Raw genomic sequence first — 16303 nt, 5'->3', positions numbered from 1 at the left:
GCGGTGCTCTGGCAGGTTCAAGAAAATTGCAGGTCTTACAACATCTTGCACAGGAAGTCCGGAACCCCGCAGAGCCCATGCTTGCGTTTTCGGCCTCGATAGGGTCTAAGCCCGATCACTTCATGACTTCTGGCATGAATCAGCAGCGCGCATTCGCGGGTCCGGCCGCGTCCCCAGCAGCAGATTGCTCCGCGCACCCATTCAAAGGAATTCAGACCATGGCAAAGATGACGAAGACCCAATTGATCGATGCAATTGCCGAGGGCACGCAGCTTTCGAAGAACGACGTGAAGTCCGTGATCGAGTACATGGCGACCGTCGGCTACAAGGAGCTCAACGAGTCCGGCGAGTTCGTCATTCCCGGCTTCGTGAAGATGTCGGTCGTGAACAAGCCGGCGACCGAAGCCCGCATGGGCGTCAATCCCTTCACCAAGGAGCCGATGCAGTTCGCGGCGAAGCCCGCCAGCAAGTCGGTCAAAGCCTCGCCGCTGAAGGTGGCCAAGGACGCCGTCTGACGTGCCGGCGATGTCGTTGCGGCGCGCTCATTGGCGCGACGCCGCAGCGATCAACCGCTGAAGACCAGGTGATGCTCGGCCATGGCGATGCCGGACATCACCAGACCATCACGACAAGCCGTAGCGCGCGGTGCTCGCGCCATCGGGAACGGCGAGCCCCGTTCCGTCACCATCCTCACTCGCTTCACAAGAAAAAGCCCCGCGCTTTCGCGCGAGGCTCTTCTGGCTGACGGCGTTGGGATTTCAGCGCCTGGCCGACAGCCATGGCTCCTAACCTAAAGTTGAAATTGCAAAAAGCAACAGCGCCGCCGTGACGGAATATGTTCGTCAGGCGGCGCTGCCGTGTAACTGGGCGCTGAAATCCCCAGCTTCAATGAGTGCTTGCTGCGCCGCAAAGGTTCAACGTCGCCCCGAGGAAATTTCGCCGGTGGGCTGGACTTTTTGTTCTCATTTTGTTCTAGTGTGAGCCGCCCAGGTGGACCGTTGGAGGTTGCTCATGACCGTCGAAAAACAGCGCGAAGTGATCAGGCTCTGGAACGAGCTCAGGAAGCTCGAGGGCCCTGCCGCGGAAGAGCTCCGCATCCAGATCCTCGAATGCTTCTCGAAGGAGAAGACGAAGCGGGCGGCCTGACCTGCATCGACGCCGCGCGGCGACGCGCAAGCGCGATCCCGCTCTGAGGGGAGCGTGCTTGATCTGTCGCCGGTTGCTTGCCGGCGAACTCTTGTCGCGGAGTTTTGTCGGAGATGGGTCTTGTTGCAGAAGGGTCTTGTTGCAGGGTCTTGCCGCCGAAGAGTCCTGCCGCGTCGAACGTGTGAGCGTGCGCGCTTTCATCGATCGTTAGGAATCGCTCTGCGCTGATTCTTGCGACTCCGATTCGTTCTTCGCGAACGAAATGGAGTCGAAGCTGGAACAAAGCGGGTCGTGTTGTTGCAGTTCATCGCCGCGGAGCTGCCGGCTGCGGTCTGGCTAACGATAGCTTACGCGGATGCCGATAACCCTATTCGGTTAGGTTAAAAGCCCAATCGCGTTGCGCTTGCTGCGCCTTGGGCTAGGTGTTCGGCAAAGACAAGCAAGAACGACGTTCCCAAAGAAACGACTTTGCCAAGAAGCAATTTGCCATGATGCCTTTTTCAGAGCCGTCCTTTTTTCAAGGCGACCGGCACACCTACCGGCGCGTCGCCGTCGTCAGCGCGCTGTTCTGTCTTGCCTTCGTCGTGATCAGCTTCTCGCTGCGGCCGCAGGCCGAGGACACGCGCGTTGCGGTCAAGGCCGACCGGCTGGTCCGCACGGCAGGTCAGGCACCGCGCGTCAATTAACGCTCGTCGCCGCAGCGGCGGTCGTCGGCCCGTGCCTGCGGGCATGCGGCACCGCGCGAGGCGAGCGCCACGAAGCCGGCATAGCCGGACAGGTTGAGCAAGACTTCGAGCCAGACGGGCATATCGGCCTTCTTTCCCTCCGCTCAGCGGGAGGAAAGATTCAACGTCCGCGCGTAATCCCAGTTCCGTGCTCCCGTAGAGAAATTCAAAGCGGAGAGGAGGGGTCGAGCCTTCGGCCGAGGGTGGCGACGGATTCGCTCGACGGCTGCTCCTTCAGGAACTCGGAGATCGCTTGCGCCAGCTCGCGGTCGCTCATCGGCGTCGGCGGCGGGCGCAGCGTGCCGACACCGAAGCTGCGGACGATCTCGTCGTAGTGCTCATCGTCGGATCTGGGAACCAATTTGCGGATACGGGCCAGCAAAGCGGATAACGGCAAGCTTTCCTCCTCGATCGTCGTCCCTGCTGGCAACCGTCATGGTCTGGTGCCATCTGCTCCCGTGAAACTGAAAACCCCGCCAGCATCGCGGAGATGCTGACGGGGTCTTCGTGCTGTCGCCTCAACCCGGATGGCGGAGGCTCCCGCACTTGGAACGTCAATCCGCCACAGGCGATTTCGTTCCCGCTGCATCGACATTTTTTGACCGCGATCGGTTCCCTGCGCCCCGCGCAACCATCGCGGGCGCTCGCGGTTATCCCCGCAAGACGCGAAGGAGGAGAGCATGAAGAAGACACTGGCAGTTCTGGCCACCGTCGCAGCCGTTGGCGTGACCGCGGTCGCGGCCCCTGCGCCCGCCGAGGCAGGTCACCGCGGCATCGGGCCGGGCCTGGCGTTCGGCCTTGCCGCCGGCGCCATAACCGCGGGCGCGGTCGCAGCCTCCCATCCCTATGGCTATTACGGCCCCCGCTACGGCTATTATGACGGCCCGAGCTATTATTACGGACCGGGTCCGTATGCCTATTACGGCGGGCCGTACTACCGACGCCACCACCACTGGCGCCATTGGTAAGTCCGGCAATTGAGTGATCGCCGATAGCGAAAAGCCCGGAGCGCTGCTCCGGGCTTTTTTCATTCGCATGTCGTCGCGCCCTGCCGGCGCGACCGATTACGGCCAGAGCGAGGGCCGCTCGACCTTGCGGGCATTCTCCAGCGTCGACACGAAGTATTCCTCGCGCTCGCGCTTGAACTTTTCCTGAGTGGCACGGAAGGCGGCGACACGGGCGGCGATCTCTTCGCGTTCGCGCTCTTTGCGCTGTTCGTCCTCGGTCATGTCAAATCTCCCCTCTACACCTTGAGTATGTGCACATCTGAACTCAAGCACTGCCGCCGCAATCACGTTGAGTCGCGTCAACACATCCATTGGCACTTCCGAATGGGGCGTCAATGGGGAGGAGGCATTGCAGGATTGTGATATGCGAAGGTCGGAAGAAATTGCCGAGCGCGTTGCGTTGGCGCTTGATAAGAGCGTCAACGATCTTGCCGCTTGCGCATGTTGCTGTCAGGCCAAACGGAGTCGGGAGGCGCGATTGATCGCATCGGATCTTCAGAGCGGTATCGAGCGGCTCGGCGACATGATCGCCGATGCCAGGACCATCGTGCCGTTCACCGGTGCCGGCATCTCGACCGAATGCGGCATTCCCGACTTCCGCTCGCCGGGCGGAATTTGGACGCGCAACCGTCCGATCCCGTTCGACGAGTTCGTCGCGAGCCAGGAGGCGCGGGACGAATCCTGGCGCCGGCGCTTTGCGATGGAGGCGGTCTTTGCCGCAGCGAAGCCCGGCCGCGGCCATCGGGCGCTGGCATCGCTCTACCGCGCCGGCAAGGTTCCCGCCGTCATCACCCAGAACATCGACAACCTGCACCAGGCCTCGGGCTTCGCGCCGGAGCACGTGGTTGAACTTCACGGAAATACCACTTATGCGCGCTGCATCGGTTGTGGGCAGGCCTATCCGCTCGACTGGGTGAGGCGCCGTTTCGACAACGATGGCGCGGCGCCCAACTGCACCGCTTGCGACGAGCCGGTGAAAACCGCCACGATTTCCTTCGGCCAGATGATGCCGGAGGACGAGATGCAGCGCGCGACAGCGCTGTCGCAGGCTTGCGATCTCTTCATCGCGGTCGGTTCCTCACTGGTGGTCTGGCCGGCCGCCGGTTTTCCGATGATGGCCAAGCGCGCCGGTGCACGTCTCGTGATCATCAATCGCGAGCCGACCGAGCAGGACGACATCGCCGACCTCGTCATCCACCACGACATCGGCGAGACTCTCGGGCCCTTTGTCGCAAATTGAGGCGTCAATTTGATTCGCGGCTGTGCAAGCTGTTCATAGGTTCCGGCGAATCTCTTTTTTGTCTATGCGTCGCAACCGGGAGTGTTATCTTTTGAGTCGAAAGATTCGCGTCGCGTCGAATTGAGAACATTCTCTTAAGACGCGTGATTCGAGCGCCGCCAATGTGGCGGGTTGCATGGCAGTGTGGGGTCCGGGGTTATGGGGTCGTCGGACGGATTTGAGTCCAAGAAGCTTGGAGTTCCCGGACAGGGCACCTCGCCGGGGCGCTTGACGCCGAGCGAGCATGGCAGCGCCGGCCGCGACACCGCACTCAGTCCCTTCACCGGATTGGGCGAAGCCAGCGCCAACCTCGTCGAGGTCACCGGCGTCATCAAATGGTTCGACGCCTCCAAAGGCTACGGCTTCATCGTTCCCGACAATGGTTGGCCCGACGTCCTGCTGCACGTTACCGTGCTTAGGCGCGACGGCTTCCAGACGGCTTATGAAGGCGCCCGCATCGTCGTCGAGTGCATCCAGCGCGCCAAGGGCTACCAGGCTTTCCGCGTCGTCTCGATGGACGAATCGACCGCGATCCATCCGGCGCAGATGCTGCCGCCGCGCACCCATGTCACGGTCACCCCGACCAGCGGGCTGGAACGGGCCCAGGTCAAATGGTTCAACCGGCTGCGCGGCTTCGGCTTCCTGACCTGCGGCGAGGGCACCCCCGATATCTTCGTGCATATGGAGACGCTGCGCCGCTTCGGCATGACCGAGCTCAGGCCGGGCCAGTATGTGCTGGTCCGCTTCGGGCCCGGCTCCAAGGGCATGATGGCGGCCGAGATCCATCCCGAGACCGGATCGCCGGGATTGCAGTCGCACTAAGAATTCCCGCAATCGTGAGCAGAGGCGCGCTGCGAGTCCGGCGCGCCTCTTCCTTTTCGGGCGGTCGCCGCGTAAGGACTGACTTTAAGTCCCACGCCGCGAGAGCCCCCATGAATTCTGATCGAAAGGCCGTCTGGTCCGCTCTGAAGGGCTGGCTGGCCGCCATCCTCGTCATCGCCTTCTGGGCCGTCGCCGGCGCGCCGGTCGGCGCCGCCAGCTTCCAGCCGCTCGAGATCGTCACCAAGAACGGCGTGCAGGTGTTCTCGGTCGAGATGGCAACGACCGCGGAGGAGAAGGAGACCGGCCTGATGTACCGCAAGGAATTGGCCGACGGCAAAGGCATGCTGTTCGACTTCAATCCCGAGCAGGAAATCTCGATGTGGATGAAGAACACTTATGTTTCGCTCGACATGATCTTCATCCGCGCCGATGGCCGCATTTTGCGCATCGCCGAGAATACCGAGCCGTTGTCGACGAAGATCATCTCCTCCCGGGGGCCCGCCCGGGCCGTGCTGGAGGTGGTGGCGGGAACGGCGCAGAAGTACGGCATCCGTCCCGGTGACCGCGTTGGTCACCCCCTGTTCGGCGGCAAATAGGGCGGGCAGGGCTATTGCCGCCCCGGCCGGCGGCTTTTGGAAGCTTGCTGGCGCACCGGGAAGCGTGTATCGACGGGGCTCGCCGGACATTCGGGGTATAGCGCAGCCTGGTAGCGCGGCAGTTTTGGGTACTGCAGGTCGTTGGTTCGAATCCAGCTGCCCCGACCAGTCCCGGGCGGCGCTGGCCTAGAGGTCAGCATCCAACCGGCAATGGCCACATCCACGCGTCCGGCCTCCGCTTCGCGCGGAAATCAGCAAAGCCTCATCGAACCTTCGCCCGTCGCCATCGACAAATCCGTGTTGGGGATTTCAGCGCCCAATGTCTAAACGGACGCCGCCAAGCGATGAATATTCCGCTTGTGCGGCGTTGCGCTTTCGGGCCGCGCTCGTCAGTTCGACGCGCACCAGCCGGGCGGAAATGGGACGTACGACCAGGCCATCTGGTTGTCGTTGGCGGCTTGCGGTGGCTCTTGCGAGGCCGTGCTCACGATTGACGCGGGCCGCGCCACGCGGAGCGCGAGACGCAGACGTGCCCATTGCAATTTCATCATTGTCGTCCCCCCGCAATCTACTTGCTTCCAAACGTCCGATCGTCTGCAAAGTTCAGTGTAGAAATCACTGTGCGCCGAAACGGCGCGCTCGCCCTCAAATCACGGACATTCTAGAAAAACCGGCGCCGACTTTCAACCGATCGCGCCGCCCCATCCCAAGAAGTAAGGTTGATCGGCAAGGTTAAAGGCGAGCGGCTGTTGCGGTCGTCTGCGTGGCTGTTATCACGTCGGTCCCGGCTCGCGATGGGCTGCTTTCACTCTGTGCGACCACAGATGACGGTTCGTCGCGGCGCGCGCATCTCTTGAGTTCTGCGCCAGCGAGTTCTGCCCATGTCTCTTGATCCCAACATCAGGACCGTCGGTCCGCCATCGAACTGGACCGAGATCTGGCACCTCTGGACGGTGATCGTACCGCGCCGCTCCATCAACGGGCAGTTCGTGCTCGGCAAGGTCTGGCGTCGCCACGACGGCCGCGACTGGATCTACAAGAAGTTCACCGAGTTCGACGGCGAAGAGGCGGCTTAGCCGCCTCTCTCAGGCCGCCTTCGCTTCGGCAGCCGGCTTGGCCGGCGGCGGCTTCAGCGGCTTGTCCTGCTTCTTCGACCACGAGATGTAATAGGCCACGGTCGTCATGATCGCGATGCCGGCGACACTGACGAAGATCTGCGCGAGCAGCGAGCCCGAGCTCATCGACAGCTCGAAATGACCGACGAAGGACAGGAACACGCCGACGCAGAACACGGCGAGCGACTGCTGGCCGCAGACGATCAAGGGGTCGAACACCTTCCACTCCAGCCCCGGCCACTCCTTCGGCACGAAGCGGATCACCAGGATCACGATCACCACGAAATGGAGGAAGCGGTACGGCGCGAGGTTGGTCTTGTCATTGGGGTTGAAGGCCGAGAACAGCCATTCCGGGAACATGCCGCCGAAGGCGGGGAAACGGCCGGCCATGGTCATGACCAGCGCGAACAGGAGATAACCGAGGCAGACCCACAGCGTAACAGGCGAATTGATCAGCGCGATCGAGCGGCGCGCGCCGCCCATGGAGCACCAGGCGCCGAACACGAACAGCACCTGCCAGCAATACGGATTGAAGTACCACTGGCCGGCCGGATAGGCGGTGAGATTCCAGCCGAAATGGCGCGCGGCGAGCCACAGCACGATCGACAGGATCATCGTCAAATCGGGCTTGCGCAGCATGAACCACAGCACCGGCGGGAACAGGCCCATCAGCACGATGTAGAGCGGCAGCACGTCGAGGTTGAGCGGCTTGAAGCGCAGGAACAGGCCCTGGCGCAGCGTCTCGGTGGCGTTGTCGACGAGGCCGGCGACATTGAACTCGTTGATCATCTCGGAATCGCCGAAGCGCAGCGCGAGATAGCTGATCGAAGCAATGTAGATCACGAACAGGATGATGTGGGCGACATAGAGCTGCCAGACCCGCTTGGTCAGCCGCGTCGCGCCGACGATGAAGCCGCGGTCCAGCATCATCCGTGCATAGACGAAGGAGGCGGTGTAGCCGGAGATGAACACGAACAGGTCGGCCGCGTCGGAAAAGCCGTAGTTGCGGGTCGTGATCCAGTTCACGACGTTGTCGGGGATGTGGTCGAGAAAGATCGCCCAGTTCGCGACACCGCGAAACAGGTCGAGCCTGAGGTCACGGCCCTTTTCGGGCAGCGTGGCGTTGATGTTCAGGAAGGCCATGCGACAGAAGCTCTCGAAGAGGACGGATCTGCTGGTATCGACGAGACGGCGTCGGGCGGGATCCCGGCGCGGAAGGCGGGTACGCAATTGTCACGGTGCAGCATAGTGACTATACCGTTGGCGAGGGTGCCGGGGCCGGAATCACGATCAGTTCCCAACCGGTTTCTCTATACTATCCCCGAGATTTCCACCAACTGCCACCGTGACGCATCGAAATCGAACGAAAAGACGAAGAGGCCCCGGACCAGTCATGACCGCACGCATTTTCAAGCCTGCCAAGAACGCGATGCAATCCGGCCGGTCCAAGACCAAGGAATGGCAGCTCGACTACGAGCCGGAGCAGCCGCGGTCGGTTGAGCCGCTGATGGGCTGGACTTCGTCGGCCGACATGAAGCAGCAAATTACGCTGCGCTTCCACAGCAAGGAAGAGGCGATCGCCTATTGCGAGCGCAAGGGCATCGCCTATCAGGTGATCGAGCCCAAGGAGTCGATCCGCCGGCCGGTTGCCTATGCCGACAATTTCTCGTTCCGTCGCGGCGAGCCCTGGACGCATTGAGGGGCCATTCTCATCCGAAGCATCCAAAGTGCCGTCATGCCCGGGCTTGTCCCGCCTGCGCGGCCGAAGCCGCTTCGGCGAGGCGAAGGCCCGGGCATCCACGTTTTTGTAGATGAAGAACGTGGATGGCAGGGACGAGCCCGGCCATGACGAAGGGAGCGGCTGGTCGCCCGAGCCCAAGAACCCTTGCCCAAGAACCCTTGCCCAAGAACCCTTGCCCAAGAACCCTTGCCCAAGAACCCTTGCCCAAGAACCCTTGGCAGCCATTTCCCGCCGTGCTTCGCTGCCTCGCATGACACGACCATGGCGGGGCGGGGTATGGCGGGGCGTGACCAGCTCGACGGCGTCGATCTGAAAATCCTATCCGAGCTGCAGCAGGACGGGCGGGTTCGCAACAACGAGCTGGCACTGCGGGTCGGTGTGTCCGCGCCGAACTGCCTGCGGCGGCTGAAGTCGCTGTTCAGCCGCGGCGTGATCCGGGCAGTGCGCGCCGTGATCGACGAGCGGCTGCTCGGCTACGAGGTGGTGTCGTTCGTCTCGATCCAGCTCGGCAGCCAGGCCCAGCCGGTGCTGGAGGCGTTCGAGAGCTCGATCGCCGCGATCCCGCGCATCCAGCAATGCTGGCGGATTTCCGGCGATACTGACTATCTCCTCAAATGCGTGGCGCCGAGTGTCGAGAGCATGCGCCAACAGCTCCTGCATTTCGCCGCGATGCCAAACGTCAAGAACGTCCGCAGCTTCCCCGTGCTCGGGGTTGCCAAGGACGTGCCGCTGCCTTTGCAGGAGGTCGCGGTGGCGGAGGCGGCTGGGTAGCGCTTCGAATATCCCCCCATCAAATCTGAAGTTCAGAGGCGCGTCTCAGCGATACCGCCCCCGAAACTCGCGCGGGCTGGCACCGGTCCAGGTGCGGAAAGCGCGCGAGAAGCTCTTCTCGTTGCGGAATCCGGCAATCTCCGCGATGCGCTTGATCGGCGTGCGGCCGCGCATCAGCTCCTGTTTGGCGAGCTCGAATTTCGCCTCCTCCTTGAGATCGCGCAGCGAGGTGGACTCCTCGCGCAGGCGGCGATGCATCGTGCGGGTGGAGAGCGCAAGCTCGCTGGCGACGTCCTCGGCCCCGAGGACGCGTCCGCGCGCATTGCGCAGCACGCGGCGGACGCGCTCGACCAGCAGGCGGTCGCGCCGGTAGGGCAGCACGGTGAGCCGGAGCGCGCCCTTGAGCATGTTGTCGAGATCGGCCGCGCTGCGCGTCAGCGGCAGCGACAGATAGTGCTTGTCGAAGATGATGGCCGCGCGGTCCGCATCGAAGCGGACGGTCCGGCAAAAGATGGTCGGATAGACCGAGACGTGGCCGGGCTTGGGATAAGGGAACTCAGCCGCCCGGAGTGCGATCTGGGAGTCGACAGCCCAGCAGGAGAAGCCGAGCACATAGCGGAGCAGGGTGACCAGGCAGAATTCGCGCAAAGCCCCGAGGTCACGCTGCTCCCGGATTGCCACGACCGCAGTCTCCTCGCCGATTTCGAGTTCGAGCAGCACGTCCTCGGTGAGCAGGCGGTGATGCCGGCACCAGCGCTTGAGCGCGACCTCCAGCGTCGGCGCGGTGATCGAGGCGCGGCACAGCATGCCGTAGGAGCCCCACGGCAGCCGGCGCGAGAACCAGCCGAGCGCCTCGTCATCGAGCTCGCGCATGGCGTGGCCGGCGAGGGCCTCGAACTGGGCGGCGGTGACCCGCCCATCCGGAGAATTGACCAGGTCCGGCGCAACCTGACCCCGGCTCAACGCCTCCGCGGGATCGCGGCCGTAACGCTCGTAGGCTGCGACCACGCCGCGGACGAAGGCGGCAGGGGTGACGGCGCGACGCGGGATCGCGGTTGCGGCTTGAAAAGGCATCGGAATTCCCTCCGGAAAATCCTCGCCAAGTTTGGCGGAAAATGCAACCTTTTCGACCGGAGAAGGTCCCGGACCTCGCTAGGTTCGGACCCAAATTACGGAGGAATCGCCTTGAACATCCCGAGCATCGATTTCGATCTGGGCGAAGACATCAGCCTGCTGCGCGACACGCTCCGCGCCTTCGTGGAGGCGGAGATCACGCCGCGCGCGGCCGAGATCGAGAAGGCCAACCTGTTCCCGGCAGACCTGTGGAAGCGCCTTGGCGACCTCGGCCTGCTCGGCATGACCGCGCCGGAGCAATATGGCGGCTCCAACATGGGCTATCTCGCCCATATCGTCGCCATGGAGGAAATCTCGCGCGGCTCGGCGGCCGTGGGGCTGTCCTACGGCGCCCATTCCAACCTCTGCGTCAACCAGATCCGCCGCAACGGCAATGACGCGCAGCGGCAGCGCTATCTGCCGAAGCTGATCTCAGGCGAATATGTCGGTGCGCTCGCGATGTCCGAGCCCGGCGCCGGCTCCGACGTCGTCTCGATGAAGCTGCGCGCCGACAAGCGCGGCGACCGCTACGTGCTCAACGGCTCCAAGATGTGGATCACCAATGGCGGCGATGCCGACGTGCTGGTGGTCTATGCCAAGACCGATCCGGAGGCCGGTCCGCGCGGCATGACCGCCTTCCTCATCGAGAAAGGCTTCAAGGGCTTCACCCACGGCCAGCATCTCGACAAGCTCGGCATGCGCGGCTCCAACACCTATCCGCTGTTCTTCGACGATTGCGAGGTGCCGGAGGAGAACGTGATGGGCAAGGTGGGCGAGGGCGTCAAGGTGCTGATGTCCGGCCTCGACTATGAGCGCGCGGTGCTCTCGGGCGGCCCGCTCGGCATCATGGCGGCCTGCATGGACGCGGTGGTGCCCTACATGCACGAGCGCAAGCAGTTCGGTCAGCCGATTGGCGATTTCCAGCTGATGCAGGGCAAGCTCGCCGACATGTACGCGACCTGGCAGGCCACGCGCGCCTATGTCTACGCGGTGGGGCGCGCCTGCGACCGCGCCGACCATGCGCGCAGCCTGCGCAAGGACGCTGCTGCTGCGATCCTCTATTCCGCGGAGAAGGCGACCTGGATGGCGGGCGAGGCGATCCAGGCGCTCGGCGGGGTCGGCTATACCTCCGAATTCCCGGTCGGCCGCCTGTGGCGCGACGCAAAACTCTACGAGATCGGCGCCGGCACCTCCGAAGTTCGGCGCATGCTGATCGGCCGCGAGCTGATGGCCGAGACGGCTTAAGTCCCTTACTCCATTGGAATCACCATGCCGCTCCATTCCAGCATCGATCCGTCTTCATCAGATTTTGCGCGCAATTCCGAGGCCATGCGCGGCCTCGTCGCCGACTTGCGCGAAAAGCTTGCCCAAGTCGCCGGCGGCGGCGGCGAGGCCTCGCGCCAGCGCCACACCGCGCGCGGCAAGATGCTGGCGCGTGAGCGCGTCGACCTGTTGGTCGATCCCGGCACCTCGTTCCTGGAGCTGTCGCCGCTCGCGGCCTACGGCCTCTATGGCGGCGACGTGCATTCGGCCAGTGTCGTCACCGGGGTCGGCCGCATCTCGGGGCGTGAATGCGTGATCGTCGCCAACGACGCCACCATCAAGGGCGGCACCTACTACCCGATGACGGTGAAGAAGCATCTGCGGGCGCAGGACATCGCGCGGCAGAACAATCTGCCCTGCGTCTACTTGGTGGATTCCGGCGGCGCCTTCCTGCCGCTGCAGGACGAGATCTTTCCGGACGAGCGGCACTTCGGCCGCATCTTCTACAATCAGGCGCAGATGTCGTCGCAGGGCATTCCGCAGATCGCGATCGTGATGGGCTCCTGCACCGCCGGTGGCGCCTATGTGCCGGCGATGTCGGACGAGAGCATCATCGTGCGCAACCAAGGCACCATCTTCCTCGGCGGCCCGCCGCTGGTGAAGGCCGCGACCGGCGAGGTCGTCAGCGCGGAGGAGCTCGGCGGCGCCGATGTTCATTCGCGGCAGTCCGGCGTGACCGATCACTACGCCCAGAACGATGCGCATGCGATCGGCATCGCCCGGCGCATCGTCGGCACGCTGAAGCCGTCCGCGCGGCCCAACCTCAACATGCATAAGCCGCGCGATCCGCTGTTCGCGGCGGAGGAGATTTACGGCGTGGTGCCGGTCGACGGCCGCAAGCCGTTCGACGTGCGCGACATCATCGCGCGCATCGTCGACGGCTCGGAGTTCGACGAGTTCAAGAAGCTCTATGGCACGACCCTGGTGTGCGGATTCGCCCATATCTGGGGCTATCCGGTCGGCATCATTGCCAACAACGGCATTTTGTTCAGCGAGAGCTCGCTGAAGGGCGCGCATTTCATCGAGCTGTGCTGCCAGCGCGGCATTCCGCTGGTGTTCCTGCAGAACATCACCGGCTTCATGGTCGGCAAGAAATACGAGGCCGGCGGCATCGCCCGCGACGGCGCCAAGCTGGTGACGGCGGTCGCGACGGCGTCGGTGCCGAAATTTACGGTCGTGATCGGCGGCTCCTATGGCGCCGGCAATTACGGCATGTGCGGCCGCGCCTACGCGCCGCGCTTCCTTTGGATGTGGCCGAACGCGCGCATCTCGGTGATGGGCGGCGAGCAGGCTTCGATGGTGCTGAGCCAGGTCCGCCGCGACAATATCGAGGCCAAGGGCGACAGCTGGTCCAGGGAAGAGGAAGATAAATTCCGCGAGCCCATTCGCGCGCAATATGAGAGCCAGGGCCACCCATATTACGCAACCGCACGGCTGTGGGACGACGGCGTGATCGACCCCGCCGACACGCGCCTCGTGCTCGGCCTCGGCCTCTCGGCGGCGTCGAATGCGCCGATCGAGCCGACGAAATTCGGCCTGTTCAGGATGTGATGCGATGGACCGCTCAAAGCTCTACCGGCGTTTTCGCACGCTCCTGATCGCCAACCGCGGCGAGATCGCCTGCCGCGTCATCCGCACCGCGCGGGCCATGGGCCTGCGCACGGTCGCGGTCTATTCCGAAGCCGATCGCGATGCGATGCACGTCGCGCTCGCGGACGCGGCCGTGTTGCTCGGGCCCGCCCGGGCCCGCGACAGCTATCTCAATATCGAGCGGCTGATCGAGGCCGCGCGGAAGACCGGCGCCGAGGCCGTGCATCCCGGCTACGGCTTCCTGTCGGAAAATGCCGAGTTTGCGCGAGCCTGCTTCGACGCCGGGCTGGTGTTCGTCGGCCCGACCGCCGGGATGATGACGGCGATGGGCTCGAAATCCGGCTCGAAAGAGCTGATGGAGCAGGCCGGCGTGCCGCTGGTGCCCGGCTATCACGGCGATGCGCAGGACGACGCGACGCTGGCGAAGGCGGCCGAGAAGGTCGGCTTTCCCGTGCTGGTGAAGGCCTCGGCCGGCGGCGGCGGTCGCGGCATGCGCATCGTGCGCTCGGCTGATGAGCTTGCGCCTGCGATCGTCAGCGCCAAGCGCGAGGCCAAGGCCGCCTTCGGCGACGACCGCATGCTGATTGAAAAGTACGTCGACAATCCCAGGCATATCGAAGTGCAGATCATCGGCGACAGCCATGGCAATCTGCTCTCGCTGTTCGAGCGCGAATGCACGTTGCAGCGCCGGCACCAGAAGGTGATCGAGGAGGCGCCATCGCCAACGCTCAATGCCGCGCAGCGCGAGACAGTTTGTGCTGCCGCGCGAAAGGCAGCGGGCGCCGTGAACTATGTCGGTGCCGGCACCATCGAGTTCGTCTCCGACGGCAAGGATGTGTTCTTCATCGAGATGAACACGCGCCTGCAAGTTGAGCATCCCGTAACCGAGCTGATCACCGGGATTGATCTCGTCGAGTGGCAGCTGCGCGTCGCCTTCGGCGAGGCGCTGCCCTTGAAGCAGGACGAGATCAAGCTCAACGGCCATGCCATCGAGGCGCGCGTCTACGCCGAGAACCCGACCAAGAACTTCATGCCGTCGGTCGGCAGAATCTCGACCTGGCGCATGCCGGCGGAAACCGGCGGCCTGCGCATCGACGCCGGCTATCGCGAGGGCGATAGCGTCTCGCCCTACTACGATGCGATGCTCGCAAAGACGATTGCATGGGCGCCCACGCGGGACGTTGCGATCGACCGCCTGAACCGCGGCCTGGAGGAGTCCGATGTCCGCGGCATCGTCACCAACATCCCGTTCCTGTCCGCGCTGATCACGCACCCGAAGGTGCGCGCGAACGCGATCGACACCGGCTTCATCGAGCGCGAGCTGGCGGTACTGACGTCGGCGGCGCCGGCGCCTGGAGAGCTCGAGCTCTGCGCCGCAGTCGGTGCAATCGTCAACGAGGAGCGGCAGACGGCGCAGGCGGAAGCGAATTCGCCCTGGCAGACCTTTGGCTGGCAGCCGGTCGGCCGCCGCCAGCGCAGCTTTGCCTTCCGCGTCGGCCATGGTCCGGAGCAGAAGATCACGCTGAACTACGGCAGCGGGCCGGCGACGCTGGTGATCGGCGAGCGCGAGCTGGCGTTCACGATCGCGGCCAAGGACGGCGGATTCGATCTCACGCTTGACGGCGTCAAATCGTCGGTTGCGGCTGTGATCGACGGCCATGAACTGTACCTGCGCACGCGCAACGGCCGCTTCGACCTGCACTGGGTCGATCCATTCGGCGGCGAGAGCGAGGAGCATGTCGGCGAGGACAAGATCGCAGCGCCGCTGCCGGGAACCGTCGTCGCCGTGCTGGCCGAGGAGGGTGCCAAGCTGGAGAAGGGTGCGCCGATCCTCACGCTCGAAGTGATGAAGATGGAGCAGACGCTGCGCGCGCCCTATGCCGGTGTGCTGAAATCCATCAAGTGCAAGGTCGGGGACATCGTGCAGGAGGGCGTCGAGCTCGCCGTGGTCGAGCCTGCAGGAGAGTGACATGAGCGACCAGGTCCGCATCATCGAAATGGGGCCGCGCGACGGCCTTCAGAACGAGAAGACGCCTGTCAGCGTCGAGGCGCGCATCGCGTTCGTCGAGGCGCTGGTCGCGGCCGGGCTACATACGGTCGAGGTCGGCGCCTTCGTCTCGCCCAAGGCCATCCCGCAGATGGCAAGCTCGGACGCCGTGCTGCGCGGCGTCGCGCATGTGAAGGACGCCGAATTCCACGTGCTGGTACCGAACGAGAAGGGCTATGACGCCGCGCGCGCTGCGGGCGCGAAAGTGGTCTCCGTGTTCGCGGCGGCCTCCGAAGGATTTTCGCGGGCGAACATCAACTGCACGGTTGCGGAGTCCATCGAGCGCTTCAAGCCGGTGCTGGCGCGCGCTAGGGACGATGGCGTCAAGGTGCGCGGCTATATCTCCTGCGTGCTCGGCTGTCCGTTCGATGGCGAGATCAAGCCGAAGGCGGTGGCCGATCTTGCGAGCACGCTGTGGGATCTCGGATGCTATGAGATCTCGCTCGGCGACACCATCGGCGTCGGCACGCCTGATAGGGCGAAGGACATGTTACGCGCGGTCAGCGCCAACATCCCGCCAGCAAAACTCGCGATGCATTTCCACGACACCTATGGTCAGGCGCTCGCCAATCTCTATGCCGGCCTGGAGGAGGGCGTTCGCGTCATCGACGCCGCCGCCGGTGGGCTCGGCGGCTGTCCCTATGCGCCGGGCGCGACCGGCAATGTCGCGACCGAGGATGTCGTCTACATGCTCGAGGGCATGGGTATCAGGACCGGCGTCGATATGGACAAGCTGCTCGTGGCGACGAACGCGATGAGCGTCGTGCTGGGCAAGCCGCCCGTGAGCCGCGTGGCCTCCGCGCTGAACGCGAAGAAGAAGCGGGTGGGTTCGTAAGTCTCCGTCATTGCGAGCGCAGCGAAGCAATCCAGAGTCTTTCCGTTGAGGCGGTCTGGATTGCTTCGTCGCTTCGCTCCTCGCAATGACAAGTGAGAGAGCCTTCGTAGGGTGGGCAAAGGCGCGAAGCGCCGTGCCCACCATCTTTCACAATCGTTGGCGGAAGGTGGGCACGCTTTCGCTTTGCCCACCC

At 64.1% G+C, this 16303-nt stretch carries 19 protein-coding genes and 1 tRNA gene; 15 read left to right on the top strand and 5 right to left on the bottom strand.

Annotation, left to right across the window (positions count from 1 at the left end):
• Positions 1-218 precede the first annotated feature (218 nt).
• The 3 genes from ACNJYA_RS20125 to ACNJYA_RS20115 all read left to right on the top strand — a co-directional run bounded on the left by ACNJYA_RS20125 (position 219) and on the right by ACNJYA_RS20115 (position 1832).
• Complete coding sequence (locus ACNJYA_RS20125) at positions 219-515, top strand: HU family DNA-binding protein (protein WP_018323108.1); 297 nt, start codon at positions 219-221, stop codon at positions 513-515.
• Between the two features lie 496 nt (positions 516-1011).
• On the top strand, positions 1012-1146 hold the full coding sequence (locus tag ACNJYA_RS20120; RefSeq protein ID WP_257187419.1) for a hypothetical protein: 135 nt from the start codon (positions 1012-1014) through the stop codon (positions 1144-1146).
• A 488-nt stretch (positions 1147-1634) separates the two neighbouring features.
• Positions 1635-1832: a hypothetical protein gene (locus ACNJYA_RS20115; protein ID WP_439400602.1), complete on the top strand. Its 198-nt coding sequence runs from the start codon at positions 1635-1637 to the stop codon at positions 1830-1832.
• On the opposite strand, the gene ACNJYA_RS20110 is transcribed toward ACNJYA_RS20115, so the two are convergent.
• Both ACNJYA_RS20110 and ACNJYA_RS20105 read right to left on the bottom strand, forming a co-directional pair.
• Positions 1829-1954, bottom strand: a complete 126-nt coding sequence (locus ACNJYA_RS20110; protein ID WP_257187420.1) for a hypothetical protein — start codon at positions 1952-1954, stop codon at positions 1829-1831. The two genes, ACNJYA_RS20115 and ACNJYA_RS20110, sit on opposite strands and share 4 nt — an antisense overlap.
• Positions 1955-2037: 83 nt before the next feature.
• Positions 2038-2268, bottom strand: coding sequence for a hypothetical protein (locus ACNJYA_RS20105; protein ID WP_212257011.1), 231 nt, complete (start codon positions 2266-2268; stop codon positions 2038-2040).
• Between the two features lie 283 nt (positions 2269-2551).
• Between ACNJYA_RS20105 and ACNJYA_RS20100 the strand changes: the two genes are divergently transcribed.
• Positions 2552-2839 (top strand): hypothetical protein, encoded by a 288-nt coding sequence (locus tag ACNJYA_RS20100; RefSeq protein ID WP_172789561.1) that lies wholly within the window; start codon positions 2552-2554, stop codon positions 2837-2839.
• A gap of 96 nt (positions 2840-2935) precedes the next feature.
• Here the strand turns inward: ACNJYA_RS20100 and ACNJYA_RS20095 are convergent, their stop codons facing one another.
• On the bottom strand, positions 2936-3100 hold the full coding sequence (locus ACNJYA_RS20095) for a hypothetical protein (protein WP_008558907.1): 165 nt from the start codon (positions 3098-3100) through the stop codon (positions 2936-2938).
• A gap of 256 nt (positions 3101-3356) precedes the next feature.
• On the opposite strand from ACNJYA_RS20095, the gene ACNJYA_RS20090 reads away from it, so the two are divergent.
• The 5 genes from ACNJYA_RS20090 to ACNJYA_RS20070 all read left to right on the top strand — a co-directional run bounded on the left by ACNJYA_RS20090 (position 3357) and on the right by ACNJYA_RS20070 (position 6651).
• On the top strand, positions 3357-4118 hold the full coding sequence (locus tag ACNJYA_RS20090; RefSeq protein ID WP_439363122.1) for an SIR2 family NAD-dependent protein deacylase: 762 nt from the start codon (positions 3357-3359) through the stop codon (positions 4116-4118).
• Between the two features lie 198 nt (positions 4119-4316).
• The gene (locus tag ACNJYA_RS20085; RefSeq protein ID WP_172789563.1) at positions 4317-4979 is read left to right on the top strand and encodes a cold-shock protein; all 663 of its coding nucleotides are present in this window, start codon (positions 4317-4319) and stop codon (positions 4977-4979) included.
• 110 nt (positions 4980-5089) lie between these two features.
• Positions 5090-5575, top strand: coding sequence for a DUF192 domain-containing protein (locus ACNJYA_RS20080; protein ID WP_212257013.1), 486 nt, complete (start codon positions 5090-5092; stop codon positions 5573-5575).
• 91 nt (positions 5576-5666) lie between these two features.
• Positions 5667-5743: transfer RNA gene (locus ACNJYA_RS20075), tRNA-Pro, on the top strand.
• Between the two features lie 713 nt (positions 5744-6456).
• A complete protein-coding gene (locus ACNJYA_RS20070; RefSeq protein ID WP_439400601.1) occupies positions 6457-6651 on the top strand; it encodes a hypothetical protein in 195 nt (64 codons plus the stop codon).
• A gap of 9 nt (positions 6652-6660) precedes the next feature.
• Here ACNJYA_RS20070 and ACNJYA_RS20065 read toward each other — a convergent pair whose 3' ends face one another.
• The gene (locus tag ACNJYA_RS20065; protein ID WP_260383578.1) at positions 6661-7833 is read right to left on the bottom strand and encodes an OpgC domain-containing protein; all 1173 of its coding nucleotides are present in this window, start codon (positions 7831-7833) and stop codon (positions 6661-6663) included.
• A gap of 250 nt (positions 7834-8083) precedes the next feature.
• Between ACNJYA_RS20065 and ACNJYA_RS20060 the strand changes: the two genes are divergently transcribed.
• Positions 8084-8389 (top strand): ETC complex I subunit, encoded by a 306-nt coding sequence (locus ACNJYA_RS20060; protein ID WP_172789567.1) that lies wholly within the window; start codon positions 8084-8086, stop codon positions 8387-8389.
• A 318-nt stretch (positions 8390-8707) separates the two neighbouring features.
• Positions 8708-9202, top strand: coding sequence for an Lrp/AsnC family transcriptional regulator (locus ACNJYA_RS20055; protein WP_172789574.1), 495 nt, complete (start codon positions 8708-8710; stop codon positions 9200-9202).
• Positions 9203-9247: 45 nt separating this feature from the next.
• Here the strand turns inward: ACNJYA_RS20055 and ACNJYA_RS20050 are convergent, their stop codons facing one another.
• Positions 9248-10276, bottom strand: a complete 1029-nt coding sequence (locus ACNJYA_RS20050; RefSeq protein WP_439363121.1) for an AraC family transcriptional regulator — start codon at positions 10274-10276, stop codon at positions 9248-9250.
• A gap of 111 nt (positions 10277-10387) precedes the next feature.
• Here ACNJYA_RS20050 and ACNJYA_RS20045 point away from each other — a divergent pair, with 111 nt between their 5' ends.
• From ACNJYA_RS20045 to ACNJYA_RS20030, 4 genes are read left to right on the top strand one after another with little or no spacing between them, the layout of a single operon-like run.
• Complete coding sequence (locus ACNJYA_RS20045) at positions 10388-11560, top strand: isovaleryl-CoA dehydrogenase (RefSeq protein ID WP_212257015.1); 1173 nt, start codon at positions 10388-10390, stop codon at positions 11558-11560.
• 24 nt (positions 11561-11584) lie between these two features.
• Positions 11585-13189 (top strand): carboxyl transferase domain-containing protein, encoded by a 1605-nt coding sequence (locus tag ACNJYA_RS20040; protein WP_212257016.1) that lies wholly within the window; start codon positions 11585-11587, stop codon positions 13187-13189.
• 4 nt (positions 13190-13193) lie between these two features.
• The gene (locus tag ACNJYA_RS20035) at positions 13194-15197 is read left to right on the top strand and encodes an acetyl/propionyl/methylcrotonyl-CoA carboxylase subunit alpha (RefSeq protein ID WP_439400600.1); all 2004 of its coding nucleotides are present in this window, start codon (positions 13194-13196) and stop codon (positions 15195-15197) included.
• Between the two features lies 1 nt (position 15198).
• On the top strand, positions 15199-16110 hold the full coding sequence (locus tag ACNJYA_RS20030; RefSeq protein ID WP_439400599.1) for a hydroxymethylglutaryl-CoA lyase: 912 nt from the start codon (positions 15199-15201) through the stop codon (positions 16108-16110).
• Positions 16111-16303: the final 193 nt, after the last annotated feature.

Origin of the sequence: Bradyrhizobium sp. BLXBL-01 (genome assembly GCF_051853025.1) — a bacterium.
Classification (GTDB): domain Bacteria; phylum Pseudomonadota; class Alphaproteobacteria; order Rhizobiales; family Xanthobacteraceae; genus Bradyrhizobium.
The sequence above is the reverse complement of the archived record's forward strand: the minus strand, read 5'-3'. Positions and strand labels throughout refer to the sequence as shown.

Excerpts from the sequence above, each read along its gene's own strand:
- ACNJYA_RS20125 (WP_018323108.1), top strand. The coding sequence starts at position 219 with ATGGCAAAGATGACGAAGACCCAATTGATCGATGCAATTGCCGAGGGC.
- ACNJYA_RS20120 (WP_257187419.1), top strand. The coding sequence starts at position 1,012 with ATGACCGTCGAAAAACAGCGCGAAGTGATCAGGCTCTGGAACGAGCTC.
- ACNJYA_RS20115 (WP_439400602.1), top strand. The coding sequence starts at position 1,635 with ATGATGCCTTTTTCAGAGCCGTCCTTTTTTCAAGGCGACCGGCACACC.
- ACNJYA_RS20110 (WP_257187420.1), bottom strand. The coding sequence starts at position 1,954 with ATGCCCGTCTGGCTCGAAGTCTTGCTCAACCTGTCCGGCTATGCCGGC.
- ACNJYA_RS20100 (WP_172789561.1), top strand. The coding sequence starts at position 2,552 with ATGAAGAAGACACTGGCAGTTCTGGCCACCGTCGCAGCCGTTGGCGTG.
- ACNJYA_RS20095 (WP_008558907.1), bottom strand. The coding sequence starts at position 3,100 with ATGACCGAGGACGAACAGCGCAAAGAGCGCGAACGCGAAGAGATCGCC.
- ACNJYA_RS20085 (WP_172789563.1), top strand. The coding sequence starts at position 4,317 with ATGGGGTCGTCGGACGGATTTGAGTCCAAGAAGCTTGGAGTTCCCGGA.
- ACNJYA_RS20080 (WP_212257013.1), top strand. The coding sequence starts at position 5,090 with ATGAATTCTGATCGAAAGGCCGTCTGGTCCGCTCTGAAGGGCTGGCTG.
- ACNJYA_RS20070 (WP_439400601.1), top strand. The coding sequence starts at position 6,457 with ATGTCTCTTGATCCCAACATCAGGACCGTCGGTCCGCCATCGAACTGG.
- ACNJYA_RS20065 (WP_260383578.1), bottom strand. The coding sequence starts at position 7,833 with ATGGCCTTCCTGAACATCAACGCCACGCTGCCCGAAAAGGGCCGTGAC.
- ACNJYA_RS20060 (WP_172789567.1), top strand. The coding sequence starts at position 8,084 with ATGACCGCACGCATTTTCAAGCCTGCCAAGAACGCGATGCAATCCGGC.
- ACNJYA_RS20055 (WP_172789574.1), top strand. The coding sequence starts at position 8,708 with ATGGCGGGGCGTGACCAGCTCGACGGCGTCGATCTGAAAATCCTATCC.
- ACNJYA_RS20050 (WP_439363121.1), bottom strand. The coding sequence starts at position 10,276 with ATGCCTTTTCAAGCCGCAACCGCGATCCCGCGTCGCGCCGTCACCCCT.
- ACNJYA_RS20040 (WP_212257016.1), top strand. The coding sequence starts at position 11,585 with ATGCCGCTCCATTCCAGCATCGATCCGTCTTCATCAGATTTTGCGCGC.
- ACNJYA_RS20035 (WP_439400600.1), top strand. The coding sequence starts at position 13,194 with ATGGACCGCTCAAAGCTCTACCGGCGTTTTCGCACGCTCCTGATCGCC.
- ACNJYA_RS20030 (WP_439400599.1), top strand. The coding sequence starts at position 15,199 with ATGAGCGACCAGGTCCGCATCATCGAAATGGGGCCGCGCGACGGCCTT.